Source organism: Mesorhizobium sp. M7A.F.Ca.US.011.01.1.1 (assembly GCF_003998295.1).
GTDB lineage: Bacteria > Pseudomonadota > Alphaproteobacteria > Rhizobiales > Rhizobiaceae > Mesorhizobium.
Window position 1 is genome coordinate 240,938 of the sequence record NZ_RZRT01000002.1, and the last position, 16,222, is coordinate 257,159.

General features: G+C 63.6%; 15 protein-coding genes and 1 tRNA gene. 8 read left to right on the top strand and 8 right to left on the bottom strand.

All coding sequences use genetic code 11. From position 1 onward, the window contains the following. Positions 1-170: 170 nt before the first annotated feature. Positions 171-821, bottom strand: a complete 651-nt coding sequence (cmk, locus tag EOA13_RS03715) for a (d)CMP kinase (RefSeq protein ID WP_127289804.1) — start codon at positions 819-821, stop codon at positions 171-173. 256 nt (positions 822-1,077) lie between these two features. Beyond that, positions 1,078-2,436, bottom strand: a complete 1,359-nt coding sequence (gene aroA, locus EOA13_RS03725) for a 3-phosphoshikimate 1-carboxyvinyltransferase (RefSeq protein ID WP_127289806.1) — start codon at positions 2,434-2,436, stop codon at positions 1,078-1,080. Positions 2,437-2,642: 206 nt separating this feature from the next. Between aroA and EOA13_RS03730 the strand changes: the two genes are divergently transcribed. Both EOA13_RS03730 and EOA13_RS03735 read left to right on the top strand, forming a co-directional pair. Next, positions 2,643-3,032, top strand: coding sequence for a TIGR02300 family protein (locus EOA13_RS03730; RefSeq protein ID WP_023811519.1), 390 nt, complete (start codon positions 2,643-2,645; stop codon positions 3,030-3,032). 173 nt (positions 3,033-3,205) lie between these two features. Then, positions 3,206-3,281 (top strand) — tRNA-Ala (locus EOA13_RS03735). Positions 3,282-3,466: 185 nt separating this feature from the next. On the opposite strand, the gene dgoD is transcribed toward EOA13_RS03735, so the two are convergent. Next, a complete protein-coding gene (gene dgoD, locus EOA13_RS03740; RefSeq protein ID WP_127289808.1) occupies positions 3,467-4,615 on the bottom strand; it encodes a galactonate dehydratase in 1,149 nt (382 codons plus the stop codon). Between the two features lie 8 nt (positions 4,616-4,623). After that, on the bottom strand, positions 4,624-5,370 hold the full coding sequence (locus EOA13_RS03745; RefSeq protein WP_127289810.1) for a FadR/GntR family transcriptional regulator: 747 nt from the start codon (positions 5,368-5,370) through the stop codon (positions 4,624-4,626). A gap of 200 nt (positions 5,371-5,570) precedes the next feature. Between EOA13_RS03745 and EOA13_RS03750 the strand changes: the two genes are divergently transcribed. The 6 genes from EOA13_RS03750 to EOA13_RS03775 all read left to right on the top strand — a co-directional run bounded on the left by EOA13_RS03750 (position 5,571) and on the right by EOA13_RS03775 (position 12,543). Continuing rightward, the gene (locus tag EOA13_RS03750; RefSeq protein ID WP_127289812.1) at positions 5,571-6,560 is read left to right on the top strand and encodes an arabinose ABC transporter substrate-binding protein; all 990 of its coding nucleotides are present in this window, start codon (positions 5,571-5,573) and stop codon (positions 6,558-6,560) included. Between the two features lie 70 nt (positions 6,561-6,630). Further along, positions 6,631-8,142: an L-arabinose ABC transporter ATP-binding protein AraG gene (gene araG / locus EOA13_RS03755; protein WP_127289813.1), complete on the top strand. Its 1,512-nt coding sequence runs from the start codon at positions 6,631-6,633 to the stop codon at positions 8,140-8,142. An 11-nt stretch (positions 8,143-8,153) separates the two neighbouring features. Continuing rightward, positions 8,154-9,104 carry an L-arabinose ABC transporter permease AraH gene (gene araH, locus EOA13_RS03760; RefSeq protein WP_127289814.1) on the top strand — a complete coding sequence of 317 codons (951 nt, stop codon included), beginning with the start codon at positions 8,154-8,156 and terminating at the stop codon, positions 9,102-9,104. 15 nt (positions 9,105-9,119) lie between these two features. Next, positions 9,120-9,899 carry an SDR family oxidoreductase gene (locus EOA13_RS03765; RefSeq protein ID WP_127289815.1) on the top strand — a complete coding sequence of 260 codons (780 nt, stop codon included), beginning with the start codon at positions 9,120-9,122 and terminating at the stop codon, positions 9,897-9,899. A 14-nt stretch (positions 9,900-9,913) separates the two neighbouring features. Continuing rightward, the gene (araD, locus tag EOA13_RS03770; protein WP_127289816.1) at positions 9,914-11,626 is read left to right on the top strand and encodes an L-arabinonate dehydratase; all 1,713 of its coding nucleotides are present in this window, start codon (positions 9,914-9,916) and stop codon (positions 11,624-11,626) included. An 11-nt stretch (positions 11,627-11,637) separates the two neighbouring features. Continuing rightward, positions 11,638-12,543: a dihydrodipicolinate synthase family protein gene (locus tag EOA13_RS03775; RefSeq protein ID WP_127289817.1), complete on the top strand. Its 906-nt coding sequence runs from the start codon at positions 11,638-11,640 to the stop codon at positions 12,541-12,543. 14 nt (positions 12,544-12,557) lie between these two features. Here EOA13_RS03775 and EOA13_RS03780 read toward each other — a convergent pair whose 3' ends face one another. The 4 genes from EOA13_RS03780 to EOA13_RS03795 all read right to left on the bottom strand — a co-directional run bounded on the left by EOA13_RS03780 (position 12,558) and on the right by EOA13_RS03795 (position 16,141). After that, positions 12,558-13,304, bottom strand: coding sequence for an SDR family NAD(P)-dependent oxidoreductase (locus EOA13_RS03780; protein ID WP_127289818.1), 747 nt, complete (start codon positions 13,302-13,304; stop codon positions 12,558-12,560). 68 nt (positions 13,305-13,372) lie between these two features. Then, complete coding sequence (locus tag EOA13_RS03785; RefSeq protein ID WP_127289819.1) at positions 13,373-14,884, bottom strand: altronate dehydratase family protein; 1,512 nt, start codon at positions 14,882-14,884, stop codon at positions 13,373-13,375. 233 nt (positions 14,885-15,117) lie between these two features. Further along, the gene (locus EOA13_RS03790; protein ID WP_127289820.1) at positions 15,118-15,447 is read right to left on the bottom strand and encodes an L-rhamnose mutarotase; all 330 of its coding nucleotides are present in this window, start codon (positions 15,445-15,447) and stop codon (positions 15,118-15,120) included. A gap of 19 nt (positions 15,448-15,466) precedes the next feature. Then, a complete protein-coding gene (locus tag EOA13_RS03795) occupies positions 15,467-16,141 on the bottom strand; it encodes a GntR family transcriptional regulator (RefSeq protein ID WP_127289821.1) in 675 nt (224 codons plus the stop codon). Positions 16,142-16,222: the final 81 nt, after the last annotated feature.

Sequence of the window (16,222 nt, forward strand, 5' to 3'; positions counted from 1 at the left end):
GGCGCCGTGGGTTAGCGTTGCGTTGGCCTGCCGGCGTTCCGGGCTACAAAAACCCTGGGCCGCTCTTTAAGCGGCAATTCCGGCGCATGAAGAATGCTGGCAGGCTGGTTCGTGCCCGATATGGGTATTTTCTTCGCCTCCGACAACGGAAATGCGAGGGAAAACCCGGATCAGGCCTTGTCTCTTTTGGCCAGCACGTCGTCGATGATCGCCATGGCTGCGAGAAACGCGGCTTCTATAGCCATTTCGCTGGTATCAAGCAAGTGCGCGTCGGCCGCCGGCTTCAACGGTGAGTCCGCTCGACCCATGTCGCGCTCGTCGCGGCGCACGATATCGGCGAGGATCTCGGTGAAATCCGCGGTGCCGCCGATGCTTTCGATCTCCGCCAGCCGGCGCTGTGCCCGCACCTCCGCGCTGGCCGTCACATAGAGTTTGATGTCGGCGTCGGGGCAGACAACGGTGCCGATGTCGCGCCCGTCGAGCACGGCGCCCGGCGGCGTTCTGGCGAAGTCGCGCTGCTTTTCGACGAGGATGCGCCGCACCGTCGGATACACCGCGACCTTGGAGGCCGCCTCGCCGACCGCATGCGCCGACAGCACCGCGCGGTCGAGCTTCGCCAGATCGACCTGGCGGGCAGCGGTTTCGGCCGCCGAGACATTGTCGAGCGGCAGCGCGTGCTGGATCAGCGCATAGGCAACGGCACGATAGGTGAGGCCGGTGTCGAGCAGGTTCAGTCGATAGTGGTCGGCCAGCCGGCGGGCGAGTGTGCCCTTGCCGGCGCCGGCCGGGCCGTCGATAGCGATGGTGAAGGTGTGAGTCATTGGCGGGCCGCCGCGATTGACAGGTGCGATGAAGAAGACGGGCGCCGCGATCCTTCACACCCCCCTCTGTCCTGCCGGACATCTCCCCCGCAAGGGGGGAGATTGGCAGCTTTGACGCTCCGCGGAATTTTATACAGTCGGCGATTGGCGAAAACCGAGATAACGGCTGATCTCCCCCCTTGCGGGGGAGATGTCCGGCAGGACAGAGGGGGGTGTTGTCCCGCCAACGTGCCAAGGCTATTGGTTGCCACGACCGTCACCCGATCTCCGCGCCCAGCGCCTTCATCAGGCCCATGAACTCCGGAAAGCTCGTCGCGATCATCGCGGCGTCGTCAATGGTCACCGGCTTTTCCGCCGCCAGCCCCATGACCAAGAAACTCATGGCGATGCGGTGGTCGAGATGGGTCTGCACGGTCGTGTCCTGGCCGTTCGGATGGCCACCCAGCCCCTTGCCGCCCGGTTTTCCGCGCACGGCGAGCGAGGCCTCGCCCTCGGTGCAATCGACGCCGTTGAGCTTCAGCCCGTTGGCGACGGCCGACAGCCGGTCGGACTCTTTCACGCGCAGCTCCTCCAGCCCCTGCATCAGCGTTTCGCCCTCGGCGAAGCTGGCAGCGACCGCGAGCACCGGGTACTCGTCGATCATCGATGGCGCCCGCTCGGGCGGCACGGCGACGCCCTTCAGTTCGGAGTAACGCACGCGCAGATCGGCGACGTCTTCGCCGCCGGCATTGCGCGGGTTGAGGATGTCGATCTTGCCGCCCATGTCCTGCAGCGTCAAAAGCAGGCCGGTGCGGGTCGGGTTCATCAATACGTTTTCGATTGTAATGTCCGATCCCGGCACGATCAGTGCGGCCACCAGCGGGAACCCGGCCGAGGACGGGTCGCCCGGCACGGCGATCGTCTGGCCGGTGAGCTTGCCCTGACCTTCGATGAAGATGTGGCGCACGCCGCGCTCGTCGGTCTCGACCGACAGGTTGGCGCCAAAACCCTTCAGCATCTTTTCGGTGTGGTCGCGTGTCATCACCGGCTCGATCACCGTGGTGATGCCGGGCGTGTTCAGCCCGGCGAGCAGCACCGCCGATTTCACCTGCGCCGAGGCCATCGGCACACGATAGGTGATCGGCGCGGCATGCTTTGGTCCATGCAGCGTGATCGGCATGCGGTCACCCGGCGTCGCCTTCAGCACCTGCACGCCCATCTGGCGCAAGGGTTCCAGCACGCGGCCCATCGGCCGGCCCGACAGCGAGGCATCGCCGATGAAGGTCGTTTCCATGTCATAGGTGCCGACGAGGCCCATGGTGAGCCGCGAGCCGGTGCCGGCATTGCCGAAATCGAGCGGGCCTTCCGGCTGCAGCAATGCGCCATTGCCTGTGCCGCGGATCACCCACTCGTCGCCGTTCTTCTCGATATGTGCGCCCATAGCCTTCATGGCAGCACCTGTGCGCATCACGTCCTCGCCTTCGAGCAGGCCGGTGATGCGGGTCTCGCCCGAGGCGAGGCCGCCGAACATGAAGGAGCGGTGCGAGATCGACTTGTCGCCCGGCACGCGCGCGATGCCGGAAAGGGCTGACGATCGGCGGGCGGTGGCCGGCTTGGGCGCGGCGGCGTGAGACATGGAATTTCCCTGGACGGAATGCCGGCGGGCCGGCGCTTTTCATTTGTTGCGGCGGTCTCGTATCACGGCGGGCCGAAATGGTCATCCCCCATGGTCGTCACTGACGCGACGCCTTTCAACGTATGGTTTTGTGACGCCGGCTTTTCGCTTTGACAGCGCTGCAAACTGTGGTTAAGGGGACCACTCTTTTATTGACGAGGCTTGCCGTGGCAAAAACCGAACTTGGCACAAAACGTATCGACCCGGAGACGGGCCGAAAATTCTACGACCTGAACAAGGACCCGATCGTCTCGCCCTACACCGGCAAGACCTATCCGCGTTCCTATTTCGAGGAAGGCAAGATTGCCGCTCTCGAGGAGGAAGAGGAAGTGGCCGAGAAGGAAGTGGACGCCGAGGAAGAAGAGGGCGTTGAGGTCGTCTCGCTTGAAGAGGCCGACGAGGACGCCAAGGGCGACGACCTGCCGGATCTCGGCGACGACGAGGATGACGTCGACCTCGGCGACGACGAGGATGACACCTTCCTCGCCGACGAAGAGGAAGAAGATGACGACGTTGCCGACATGATCGGCGTCGGCGACGACGACGACGAGGTCTGATCGGGCCTTGAAAGCGGGCGTTTGCAGGCTTTCGCGGCCTGCGAAGAAAAAGCGGCTCTCGAAGGCTTGATATCTGAGAAGGGCGGGGTTAGAAGCCGCCTGCACTAACGGCGCGGTCTCCAACCCGCGCCGGATCTCTTCGCCGGAAACGGCGCCGGTTGACTGCCGGAAGTGGGGCCATAGCTCAGTTGGGAGAGCGCTTGAATGGCATTCAAGAGGTCGTCGGTTCGATCCCGATTGGCTCCACCAAACAGTCCCTCTGCAATTCGCAGCCGATGAATGTGCCGCACTGCGATCATCTGCGTTTGATGGTCAGTTCAGGCAACGCCGCTGAAAGCGCCCCCATCAAACCGAACGAACCAGCCATTTCTCGAGAGCAACTGCTCGCCGGACAAAGTCTTCACTGTTCATGGAGCGCTTAGAGACCAGCCCGATCACCACTCGGCGAAGGAGCCGTCCTTGTGGCGCCAGACAGGGTTGCGCCAGCGGTGGCCTTCCTTGGCGCGTTCCTTGACATACTCCTCGTCGATCTCGACACCCAGGCCCGGGCCGTCGGGGATGGCGACATAGCCATCCTCGTAGCGGAAGACATCCTTGTTGGCGGCATAGTCGAGCAGGTCGTTGGAGGCGTTGTAGTGGATGCCGAGGCTCTGCTCCTGGATGAAGCAGTTGTAGCTGACCGCGTCGAGCTGCAGGCATGCGGCAAGCGCGATCGGCCCGAGCGGGCAGTGCGGCGCCACCGCCACGTCATAGGCTTCCGCCATCGCCGCGATCTTGCGGCATTCGGTGATGCCGCCGGCATGCGACAAATCGGGCTGGATGATGTCGACGACGCCTTCCTCGAACACGGATTTGAAGTCCCAGCGGCTGTAGAGCCGCTCGCCGAGCGCGATCGGTGTCGAGCCAAGCGCGGCGATCTCCTTCAGCGCCTCGCGGTTTTCGCTGAGCACCGGCTCCTCGATGAACATCAGCCTGTAAGGCTCCAGTTCCTTGACCAGGGCACGCGCCATCGGCCGGTGGACGCGGCCATGAAAATCGACGGCGATGCCGATGTTGGGTCCAACGGCCTCGCGCACCATGGCGACGCGTTCGACAGCGGCGTCGATCTTGTCATGGCTGTCGACGATCTGCAGTTCCTCGGTGCCGTTCATCTTCAACGCCAGGAAACCGCGTGCAACCATTTCCTTCGCACCAGCGGCCACTTCGGCCGGCCGGTCCCCTCCGATCCAGGAATAGACCTTGATCGTGTCGCGCAGCTTGCCGCCGAGCAGTTCATGCACGGGAACGCCGAGCGCCTTGCCCTTGATATCCCACAGTGCCTGGTCGATGCCCGCAATGGCGCTCATCAGGATCGGCCCGCCACGGTAGAAGCCGCCGCGGTGCATCACCGTCCAGTGGTCCTCGATCAGGCGGGGATCCTTGCCGATGAGGTAATCGCCAAGCTCCTTGACCGCTGCCTCGACGGTCAGAGCCCGGCCCTCGACGACCGGCTCGCCCCAGCCGGTGACGCCGGCATCGGTCTCGATCTTCAGGAACAGCCAGCGCGGCGGAACGATGTAGGTGGTGAGCGAGATGATTTTCATGCGCAGTCTCAGTTGCTCTTGAGTTTCTTGGCGCTGACGAGGTCGCGCGCCGCAAGGTCGAGGATCTTGTTTGCGGCCCCACGCGCCGCCTCGGCGTCGCGCATGCGCAGCGCCTCGACCACCTCGCGGTGCGCCGCCACGGCCTCCATGCGCCGGTCGAGCGAAATCACCGCCGTCGCCTCGAGCGAGAATTTCAGCCCGGTGTCGATGAGATTGCCGATCTGGCGAAAGATCGGGTTGTGGCTCGCGGCATAGACGATCTGGTGGAAAGCGATGTCGCTGCGCGAGAAGGCGGCGAGATCCTCGCCGGCGCCGGCCATGCCGCGCCAGGCGGCCTCCAGATCGGCGATCTCCTGCAGCGTCGCGCGCGTGGCAGCCAGTTCGGCAACCAGCGGCTCGATGGCCCGGCGCGTTTCAAGAATGGCGTCGAAGAGCTTGTCGTCCAGCGCGTGCGGCGCGTGCCAGGCCAGCACCTGTGGGTCGATGATGTTCCAGTCGTCCTCGTTGCAGACGATCGTGCCGATGCGTGGCCGCGACAGCACCAGCCCCTTTGCCGCCAACACTTTAAGGGCCTCACGGATGACCGTGCGGCTGACGCCGTATTCGACGCCGAGCTCGTTTTCGGTCGGCAAGGAGGATCCGGCCGGGTAGCGCCCGGAAAAGATGTCTGAGGCCATTGCCTTGGTCACATCGGGCATGACGCGCGGGCGGCGAGTGGCTGTGTCACCTTGCGGTTTCTTCAAAGTCCCGGTCACCTCAGCCCTCCTCCAAGGCGGCGAACCGCTGGTTTCGCACAACCGGTCCGGCCTTAACGGATGCGGATCAATTGCGCCAGCGATCACTGGTCAGAGCATGTACATTAATTATCATACCAGATCAATTGACGAGTATGATAAAAGCGATTAGAGACTCCGGCGTCCGGGCTGAGCGCCCGGTCTATCGCTGGGAGGTAATCATGCGACTTTTGAAGACCGCGCTCGTCGCGGGCGCGCTTGCCGTGCTGTCCGTCACGACCATCGCTGCATATGCTCAGGACACCAAGATCGGTTTCATCGTCAAGCAGCCCGAGGAGCCGTGGTTCCAGGACGAATGGAAGTTCGCCGACCAGGCCGCCAAGGAGAAGGGCTTTACCCTGGTCAAGATCGGCGCCGAGGACGGTGAGAAGCTGATGTCGGCGATCGACAATCTCGGCGCCCAGGGCGCCCAGGGCTTCATCGTCTGCACACCGGACGTGAAGCTTGGCCCCGGCATCGTCGCCAAGGCCGCCGCCAACAATCTCAAGCTGATGACTGTCGACGACCGTCTGGTCGGCGCCGACGGCAAGGCGCTGGAAGACGTGCCGCATATGGGCATTTCGGCCACCAAGATCGGCGAAGCCGTCGGCCAGGCGATCGTCGACGAAATGAAGGCGCGCGGCTGGAAGGCCGACGAGGTCGGCGCGATCCGCGTCTCGTATGACCAACTGCCGACCGCCGTTGACCGCGTCGAAGGCGCCATCTCAGTGCTGAAGGCAAACGGCTTCAGGGCCGAGAACATCTTCGACGCCCCGCAGGCCAAGACCGACACGGAAGCTGCCCTCAATGCGGCGACTGTCGTGCTCAACGCCCATGCCGACATCAAGAAGTGGGTCTCCTTCGGCCTCAACGACGAGGCGGTGCTCGGCGCCGTGCGTGCAGCCGAAAGCGTTGGCATTCCGGCGGATGCCATGATCGGTGTTGGCATTGGCGGCGCGGATTCGGCGATCAACGAGTTTAAGAAGCCGACGGCCACCGGCTTCGTCGGCACCGTGATCATCTCGCCGAAGCGTCATGGCTACGAGACGGCGCTCAACATGTATGACTGGGTTGCCAACAACAAGGAACCGGAGAAGCTGATCCTGACCTCGGGTGCACTCGCCAAGCGCGACGACTACCAGAAGGTCCGCCAGGGCCTCGGCATCGAATAATCCTCCCTGTACAAACAGGCGGCGGCTCATCCCGCCGCCTGTTTGCCATTCCATAAGAGGATCGCTGCCCGTGTCCTTTCTCGACTTCTCGCACGTCACCAAGACCTATCCGGGCGTCAAGGCGCTGTCGGACGTCTCGTTCGGTGTCGACAAAGGCGCCGTGCATGGCCTGATGGGCGAGAACGGCGCCGGCAAATCCACCCTGATCAAGATCCTGTCCGGCGACCAGCATGCCGATGAGGGCGAGATCCGCATCGACGGCAGGGTTCAGGCCTATACCTCGACCCGGGATGCCTTCGACAATGGCGTCATTGTCATTCATCAGGAACTGCAACTCGTTCCTGAACTCACCGTTGCCGAAAACCTCAGCCTCGGTCGTTTCCCCGCCAACGCCGGCATCATCGCCGGCCGCCGGATGCTGGACGACGTCGGCGCCAAGCTGAAATCGGCGGGTATCGACATCGACATGCGCCGCAAGGTCAAGACGCTGTCCATCGGCGAACGCCAGATGGTCGAGATCGCCAAGGCAGTCATGCTCGACGCACGCGTTATCGCGCTGGACGAACCGACCTCGTCGCTTTCCTCGCGCGAAAGCGAAATCCTGTTTGCCCTGATCGACCGCCTGCGCGGCGAAGGCAAGGTCATCATCTATGTCTCGCACAGGCTCGACGAAGTGTTCCGGCTCTGCGACAGCCTGACCGTGCTGCGCGACGGCAAGCTCGCGGCGCACCATGCGTCGCTGAAAGGCGTCACCCGCGACCAGGTCGTCGCCGAGATGGTCGGCCGCGAGATTTCGGATATCTGGGGTTTTCGCGCACGAAAAACGGGCGATGTCCGCCTGAAGGTCGACGCTCTCAGCGGCCCCAAACTGAAGACGCCGGCCAGTTTCGAGGCGAGGGCAGGCGAGATCGTCGGCTTCTTCGGCCTGATCGGCGCCGGGCGCTCGGAACTGATGCGGCTGGTCTATGGCGCCGATCCGCGCTCGGGCGGCAGCATCACCGTCGACGGCAAGCTGGTCCGTGCCGCCGATCCGCGTGGCACGATCCGGGCCGGCATCGTGCTGTGCTCGGAGGATCGCAAGCATGACGGCATTATCCAGGGCCGCTCGGTCGAGGAGAACATCAACATATCGTCGCGGCGCCATCACACGCGCTTCGGCGTGCTCAACCGCGCCAGCGAAATCGCCACCGCCGAAACCTTCATCAAGAAGCTCAAGGTGCGCACGCCCTCGCGCAAGCAGGACATCATCAACCTCTCCGGCGGCAACCAGCAGAAGGTCATCCTTGGCCGCTGGCTGTCCGAACAGGGCGTTCGGGTCCTCATCGTCGACGAGCCGACGCGCGGCATCGATGTCGGTGCCAAATCTGAGATATATGAGCTGCTCTACCAACTTGCCGAGGACGGCATGGCGATCGTCGTCGTCTCGTCCGAACTGCCGGAGGTGATGGGCATCTGCGACCGCATCCTGGTGATGTGCGGCGGCCGCGTCAGCGCTGAACTCACCCGCGACCAGTTCGCCGAAAGGGCGATCCTGGCTGCCGCTCTCCCCGATCAGAAAACCCCCGACGCGATCGCATCCTGAGGACTTTTGGCATGACCGACCAGTTGAAAAAAATCCTGCTCGGCGAACAGGGCCTCGTCGTTATCTTTGTCGTCGCCTTCGCGCTGGTGTCGGCTCTGGTGCCGAACTTCCTCACCGACCGCAACATGCTCGGCCTGCTGCAGTCCGTGGTCACCGTCGGCATCGTCGCCTGCACCATGATGTTCTGCCTTGCCGCGCGCGACTTCGACCTGTCGGTCGGCTCCATCGTCGCCTTTGCCGGCATGGTCGCCGTCATGGCATCGAACTACACCGGCTCGATCCTGCTTGGCCTGCTGGCGGCAATCGCCTGCGGCGCTTTCGTCGGCTTCATCAACGGCGTTGTCATCGCCAAATTTCGCATCAACGCGCTGATCACGACGCTGGCCACCATGCAGATCGTGCGCGGCTTTGCGCTGATCGCGTCCGACGGCCGCGCCGTCGGCATCAACAGCTCGGATTTCTATCAGCTGGCGCTCTCGAAACTGCTCGGCATACCGACGCCGGTCTGGGTGCTTGCCATCCTGTTTTGCATTTTCGGTTTCGTGCTCAACCGCACCGTCTTCGGCAAGAACACGCTGGCCATCGGCGGCAATCCTGAGGCCTCGCGTCTGGCCGGTGTAAACGTCGACTGGACACGCATCTGGATCTTTGCGCTGCAGGGCGTCGTCTGCGGTATCGCCGGCATCCTGCTGGCGTCGCGCATCACCTCGGGCCAGCCCAACGCGGCGGTCGGGCTGGAACTCTCGGTCATTTCGGCCTGCGTGCTCGGCGGCGTCTCGCTCGCCGGCGGCCGCGCCACCATGTCGGGCGTCATCGTCGGCGTGCTGATCATGGGCATCGCCGAAAACGCCATGAACCTGCTCAACATCCCGGCCTTCTACCAGTACATCGTACGTGGCGTGATCCTGCTGCTGGCTGTGCTGCTCGACAATCTGCGCTCGTCGGCACTGGGCCGGCGCTAAGCTGGAGCGACAAAAATGGCTGAGCGCCTTTCCGGCAAACGCATCTTCCTGACCGGCGCCGCGCAAGGCATCGGGCTGGCCATCGCCGAGGCCTGCCTTGCCGAAGGTGCAAGACTGTTCCTCGTCGACCGCGACGGCGCACTGCTGGACAAGGCCGTCGCCGGCCTTGCCGCGCCGCACGGCCATGTCGGGCATGCGGCAGCCGACATCAGCGACGGAGCCGCGATTGCCACTGCCGTCGGCCAAGCGACCGACGAAATCGGCCACATCAACGCGCTGATCAACAATGCCGGGGTCAATGTGTTCTCGACGCCGCTCGAGGCGACCGAGGAAGAGTGGAACCGCAATTTCGACGTCAACGTCAAGGGCGCCTGGAATTGCAGCAAGGCTGTGCTGCCGGGCATGATTGCAAGCGGCGGCGGCGCCATCCTCAACATCGCCTCGACGCACAGCTTCACCATCATTCCGCACACCTTCCCCTATCCCGTCGCCAAGCACGCGCTGCTCGGCCTGACCAAATCGCTGGCGCTCGAATATGCGGCGCAAGGCGTGCGCGTGAACGCGCTGGCGCCGGGCTATGTCGAGACGCAGAAGGCGATCGACTACTGGAACAGCTTTGCCGATCCGGCCGCAGCACGCGCCAACACCATGGCGCTGCATCCCGGCGGCCGCATCGCCACGGCGCACGAGATCGCGCTTGCCGCGGTGTTCATGATTTCCGACGAGTGCCCGTTCATGAACGCGGCGACGCTCGTCGTCGATGGCGGGCTGAGCCAGCTGCAGCATCCCGCCTGAACGCCGGAAAGACCATGACCAAGAGACGATCGCAGCACTGGTTTGGCGGGCTGGGCAAGGATGCCTTCATCCACCGCAGCTGGATGAAGAACAACGGCCTGCCCGACGATGCCTTCGACGGCCGCCCGGTGATCGGCATCTGCAACACCTTCTCCGAATTCACGCCTTGCCACGTCCATTTCCGTGGCCTGATCGAGCACATCAAGGCGGGCGTCCTGGAAGCCGGCGGATTGCCGCTGGAATTCCCGGTCTTCTCCTGCGGCGAATCCAATCTGCGGCCGACGGCGATGCTGTTTCGCAACCTCGCCTCGATGGATGTCGAAGAAGCAATCCGCGGCAATCCGATGGATGGCGTGGTGCTGATGGCCGGCTGCGACAAGACCACGCCGTCACTGGTCATGGGTGCGGCATCCTGCGACCTGCCGTCGATCGTCATCTCCGGCGGACCGATGCTCAATGGCCGCTTCCAGGGCCGCGAGATCGGCTCCGGCACCGATGTCTGGAAATTCTCGGAGGATGTCCGCGCCGGCGTGATGAGCGAGCAGGACTTCGCCAATGCCGAGAGCGCCATGTCGCGCTCGCCCGGACATTGCATGACCATGGGCACGGCCTCGACCATGGCCTCGATGGTCGAAGTGCTCGGCCTGGCACTGCCGGGCAACGCCGCCTATCCGGCGGTCGACGCGCGCCGCAGCCGCATCGCCCGCATGACGGGGCGGCGCATCGTCGAGATGGTCAACGAGGATCTGCGCCCGTCGGCGATCCTCAAGAAGGCGGCTTTCGCCAACGCCATCCGCGTCAACGGCGCGATCGGCGGCTCGACCAATGCGGTCGTGCATCTCATCGCCATTGCCGGCCGCGTCGGCACCGAACTGACGTTGGACGATTGGGACAGATATGGCCGCGACGTGCCGACCATCCTCGACCTGATGCCGTCCGGCCGCTTCCTGATGGAGGATTTCTGCTACGCCGGCGGCATTCCGGCCGTCATGAAGGAGATAGCCGATCTGCTCGATCTCGACGCGCTGACCGTCACCGGCAAGACTGTGCGCGACAACATCAGTGATGCCCAAAACTACAATCCGGAGGTGATCCGCCCGCGCGACAAAGCGCTCACGCCGCAGGGCGGCATTGCGGTGCTGCGCGGCAATCTGGCGCCCGACGGTGCGATCATCAAGCCGTCCGCCGCCTCGCCGGCGCTGATGAAGCATCGTGGCCGCGCCGTCGTCTTCGAGGACATCGACGACTACAAGGCGCGCGTTGACGATCCCTTGCTCGACATCGACGAGACGTCGATCATGGTGCTGAAGAATTGCGGCCCCAAGGGCTATCCGGGGATGGCCGAGGTCGGCAACATGGCTCTGCCTCGGAAGCTGCTGAAGCAAGGCGTCCGCGACATGATCCGCATCTCCGATGCCCGCATGTCCGGTACCGCCTTCGGCACCGTCGTTCTGCACGCTGCACCGGAAGCCGCCGTCGGCGGTCCGCTGGCGCTGGTCAGGAGCGGCGACTTCATCGAACTCGATGTCGAAGCAAGAAAGCTGCATCTCGACGTGTCGGAACAGGAACTGGCGCGGCGTTGTGAGTCCTGGCTACCGCCCGTCCCAGCGATGCGCGGCGGCTATCAGGGTCTCTATGTCGACCATGTTCTGCAGGCGGATCGCGGCGCCGATCTCGACTTTCTCGTCGGATGCCGTGGCCATGCTATCCCTCGCGAAAGCCATTGAGGCCGACCTGCATGCCCAATTTCCAGCCTGACGATTTCCACGGCATTCACGCCATTCTCTACGCGCTCTTTGACGTGAACGAACAGCTGGACCGCGCGGCCATGCGTCGGCAGGTCGAGATCTGCCTGGCGACCGGCGTGCACGGCATGGCCGCGCTTGGCTTGGCGACGGAAGTCGCCAAGCTGTCCGAGGCCGAGCGCCGGACGATCATGGACTGGACGGCGGAAGACACCGACGGAAAAGTGCCACTCGCTTTCACCATCTTCGGCGCTTCGGTGGCCGAGCAGGTCGCACAGGTTCGCCATGCTGAAAGCGTGGGAGCGGATTGGGTGATCCTGCAGCCGCCGCCGGTTGGGTCCTATGGTGCGCCGGAATACATCAAGTTCTTCGGCCGCGTTGCCGAGGCGACCGATCTGCCGGTGGCGATCCAGAACGCGCCGGCGTTTTTCGGGCGCGGCCTTTCATCAGACGAAATCCGCGACCTCGTCACGCTGTATCCCAACGTTAGGCTGATCAAGGGCGAGGGTCCGGTTACCGACATCGCCGGGCTGATCGAGCGCACCGATGGCCGGATACCGGTTTTCAACGGGCGTGGCGGCCTGGAACTGATCGACAATTTCCGCATCGGTTGCCGCGGCATGATCCTGGCGCCGGATTGCGCCGACTATGCCGTGCGCGCCTATCATGCGTTCCGCGCCGGAGGCGAAGCCACGGCCGAGGCTGAATATGCAAGAATGTTGCCGGCAGCGGTCTTCGTCATGCAAGGCATCGAAAACTTGATCTGCTATGGCAAGCGGCTGTTCGGCGCCCGCGCAGGCATCCCGATACACGACCGGGCTCCGGCGATGCGGCCCAGCGAGCCTGGCCTCGCGATGGTGGAGCGCTTTGCGATTGGTCTCGGTCGGTTGCCTGGCTGAACGTCAACTGCCTTTCAATAGGTCGTCCGCCCACCCGACAGGTCGAACGTGGAGGCGGTTGTAAAACTGTTCTCCTTGGAGACGAGCCAGGCGACCATGGCAGCGGCCTCATCGACCTCCAACAGGCGGCCGCGCGGAATGCGCGAGCGCATATATTCGATGTGCTCCGGCGTCAGCTGTTCGAGGATGCGGGTCTGTGCCGTGGCCGGCGAGATGCAGTTCACCGCGATGTCGTACTGCGCCAGCTCCTTGCCGAGCGACTTGGTCAGGCCAATGACCGCCGCCTTCGAGGCCGAATAGGCTGAGGCGTTGGGATTGCCTTCCTTGCCGGCGACCGAGGCGATGTTGACGATGCGCCCGTAATTGCGCTCCTTCATGCCGGGAACCACGGCACGGTTGACGTAGAACGTACCGTTTACGTTGACGTCGATGACCTTCTTCCACGTCTCGATGTCGTAGACGTCGAGCGGGACGGCCGGGCCGGCGATTCCGGCGGAATTGACCAGAATGGAAATCTTGCCGGCCAGCTCTTCGGTCCTGGCGCGCGCCGCGTCCACCGACACCCAATCGGCGACGTCCACGATCTCTGTCGTGGCGGCGTTGCCGAGTTCCTTCTTGGCGGTTTCGAGGCGAGCCTCATCGAGATCCCACAAGGTTACCGTCGCGCCGGAGGCGACGAAGCGTCTGGCCATCGCAAAGCCGAGGCCTTGGGCGCCGCCGGTGACCACAGCGTGCTGGCCGTCAAGATCAATCCTGTTCATGTCGAGCGGTTCTTTCCGTTTGAGCTACTTCCGGGATAAAGGCCGGCCTGTACAGGCGGGCGATATCGCTACATGGTCGCGCCAAGGCTCCATGGCACGAACTCGTTGTCGCCATAGCCGAGCGCTTCCGACCTGGTGCGCCCGCCGGAAGCGACGCGCAGGATCTCGGCGAAGATCTCCTCGCCCTTCTCGGCCAGCGAGACGCCGTCCAGTATGTCTCCGCAATTGATGTCCATGTCCTCGCGCATCTGCTCGAAGATGAAGCTGTTGGAGGCGAGCTTGATCGAGGGCGTCGGCTTGCAGCCGAAGGCCGAACCACGGCCGGTGGTGAAGCACAATATGTTGGCGCCGCCGGCGACCTGCCCGGTGGCCGAGACCGGATCGTAGCCAGGCGTATCCATGAAGACGAGGCCGCGCTCGTTGATCGGCTCGGCATATTCCAGCACCGCGCGCAGATTGGTGGTGCCGCCCTTGGCGGAGGCGCCGAGCGATTTCTCCAGGATGGTCGTCAGCCCACCCAGCTTGTTGCCGGGCGAAGGGTTGTTGTTCATCTCCATGTCGTGCCTGGCGGTATAATCCTCCCACCAGCGGATGCGCTCGATCAGCTTTTCACCCACCGCGCGGCTCTCGGCGCGCAAGGCGAGGAGATGTTCGGCGCCATAGATCTCGGGCGTCTCCGAGAGCACGGCCGTGCCACCTTGCCCGACAAGCAGGTCCACCGCAGCACCCAGCGCCGGATTGGCGCTGATGCCGGAGTAACCGTCCGATCCGCCGCATTGCAGCGCAAGCACCAGTCCGGAGGCTGGCTGCGGCGTCCTCTCGGCGGCGTTCACCGTAGGCAGCATGTCGACGATCGCCTTCACGCCGGCCTCGACCGTCTTTCGCGTGCCGCCGGTTTCCTGGATGGTCATTGTGCGGAAAAGCGTGCTCTCCTCGATGTTGTACGACTGCATCCAGCGCGGGATCTGGAACGCTTCGCAGCCGAGCCCGACCATCAGCACGCCGCCGACATTGGGGTTCGTGGCAAAGCCCCATTGCGTTCGTTTCAAGAGGTCGTAGGCGGGACCCTTGGTGTCGATGCCGCAGCCGGTGCCGTGGACGAGGGCGATGATGCCGTCGACATTGGGATAGTCGCGCAGGATGCCGGACCGGTTGACCTCGTCAACGATGAACCGGGCGACGCTGGCAGAGCAGTTCACCGAGGTCAGGACGGCGATGAAGTTGCGCGTGCCCACCTTGCCGCTCGGCCGGCGGTAACCCATGAAAGTAGCGCGCTCGGCCTCGGCAACGATCTCGGTTTGCCTGGTATTGGTGCCGAAGACGTAGTCGCGTTCGAAATTGCGCAGATACACATTGTGCTCGTGAACCCAGTCGCCGGCCACGATGGATCCCCGCGCAAAACCAATGGTCTGGCCGTATTTCACGATCGGCTCGTCCGAGCCGATGTCGCGGAAGGCCATCTTGTGCCCGCGCGGTATGCGCGCCTTCGCCGCCACGTCCCCGGCTTTGTCGCCGATTTTCAACGGATCGACCGCCAGAAGAATGTTGTCGATATCTGACAGCTTGATGAACCGTGCCATGACCCAAACTCTGAAAAAGCTCTCCCCGACAAGGAGCGTCGAGAGGCAAAAGTGATTTAGAATACTAATATAACAGAATGCCAGCGGTCAAGGTGCGGTTGCGAAAGGCTTGGACTGCAGGGGCGTAGTGGCGGATCGGTCAGGTGAGCGTGCAATGAGTGCGCCTTGCGGCGCAGTTTGAGGGCGGCAAACGGCTGGATGAAACAACGGACCGCCGCACGCCCGGGACACGGTCAATCGAGATGGAAGACCTCTTCCATGGCCGCCCACCATTCGCCGTCGGCGCGCGTCGGCAGTGGCGTCTGCATGGGGTCGCACAGCTCCCACCATTTGCGCATCGCCGGCGACTCGCCCATTCGCGCCGCATCCCTGGCGAAGTCGCTGCCGTGGTACTCCCAGCAGGCGAACAGAAGGTTCTCCGGTTCGCGCAGAAAGATCGAATAATTGCGGATGTTGGCGCGGCTGATGACGTCGAGCACTTCCGGCCAGACGGCGGCGTGGACGCGCTTGTAGTCCGCGATCGCCTCGGCTTTCACGCCGATACAAAGTCCCATTCTTCGCATGCCGGTGGCTCGCGGTGTTTCAGTCGAGAAGGTCGGCGGCGACTTCGAGCGTGTTGCGGAACGACGTCTCGAGATGATGTTCCATGGCCCTTGCCGCCCCCTCGGCGTCGTGGCGCTTCAGCGCGTCGAAAATGGCCTCGTGCTGCTCGATCGTCTGTTCGCCATAACCCGGTCTTGGAATGGCGAGATAGCGTCCGCGATCCATCTGTGCCTTCGAGATGTCGACGGCTCTCCAGATCATCGGCAGGCCGCAGATCTCGGCTATGGTGCGGTGGAAGACATCGTCGAGCTGTATCGCGGTGGCATATCTGCCGCGGGATATGGCAAGCCGGTGCGCTGCCATGTTGTCTTCCAGCAATTCGCTGGCTGCTGGTGTGAACTTGGCGGCTGCGCGTCGGGCGCTTTCCATCTCCAGTGCCCGCCGGATGACATAGGCTTCTTCCAGGTCGGCCCGGCTGATCGGAGCGACATAGGTGCCGGTCTGTGCCAGGATCTTGACCAGGCCCTCGTCGCTGATGCGCTTGACCGCTTCGCGAACGGGGGTGCGAGACACCCCCAGGGCCTCCGCGATGGCGACTTCGTTGATGACCTCTCCCGGCTTCAGCTGCCCGACGACGATCAGGTTGCGGATCTTGTGGTAGATCTGATCGCGGAGCGGGAGAGCCCGATTGAGCGTCGAAGGATCCAGGTCCATTGCAAATCCGTGTCTTCGTTCACCAGAAATGGCTAGATAATACTAGAATGTCAATTGGAACGCATCCAATGCGTCGGGTGT

Coding starts and splice junctions, on each gene's coding strand:
- cmk (WP_127289804.1), bottom strand. CDS start 821: ATGACTCACACCTTCACCATCGCTATCGACGGCCCGGCCGGCGCCGGC.
- aroA (WP_127289806.1), bottom strand. CDS start 2,436: ATGTCTCACGCCGCCGCGCCCAAGCCGGCCACCGCCCGCCGATCGTCA.
- dgoD (WP_127289808.1), bottom strand. CDS start 4,615: ATGAAAATCATCTCGCTCACCACCTACATCGTTCCGCCGCGCTGGCTG.
- EOA13_RS03750 (WP_127289812.1), top strand. CDS start 5,571: ATGCGACTTTTGAAGACCGCGCTCGTCGCGGGCGCGCTTGCCGTGCTG.
- araH (WP_127289814.1), top strand. CDS start 8,154: ATGACCGACCAGTTGAAAAAAATCCTGCTCGGCGAACAGGGCCTCGTC.
- EOA13_RS03765 (WP_127289815.1), top strand. CDS start 9,120: ATGGCTGAGCGCCTTTCCGGCAAACGCATCTTCCTGACCGGCGCCGCG.
- araD (WP_127289816.1), top strand. CDS start 9,914: ATGACCAAGAGACGATCGCAGCACTGGTTTGGCGGGCTGGGCAAGGAT.
- EOA13_RS03775 (WP_127289817.1), top strand. CDS start 11,638: ATGCCCAATTTCCAGCCTGACGATTTCCACGGCATTCACGCCATTCTC.
- EOA13_RS03780 (WP_127289818.1), bottom strand. CDS start 13,304: ATGAACAGGATTGATCTTGACGGCCAGCACGCTGTGGTCACCGGCGGC.
- EOA13_RS03785 (WP_127289819.1), bottom strand. CDS start 14,884: ATGGCACGGTTCATCAAGCTGTCAGATATCGACAACATTCTTCTGGCG.
- EOA13_RS03790 (WP_127289820.1), bottom strand. CDS start 15,447: ATGCGAAGAATGGGACTTTGTATCGGCGTGAAAGCCGAGGCGATCGCG.
- EOA13_RS03795 (WP_127289821.1), bottom strand. CDS start 16,141: ATGGACCTGGATCCTTCGACGCTCAATCGGGCTCTCCCGCTCCGCGAT.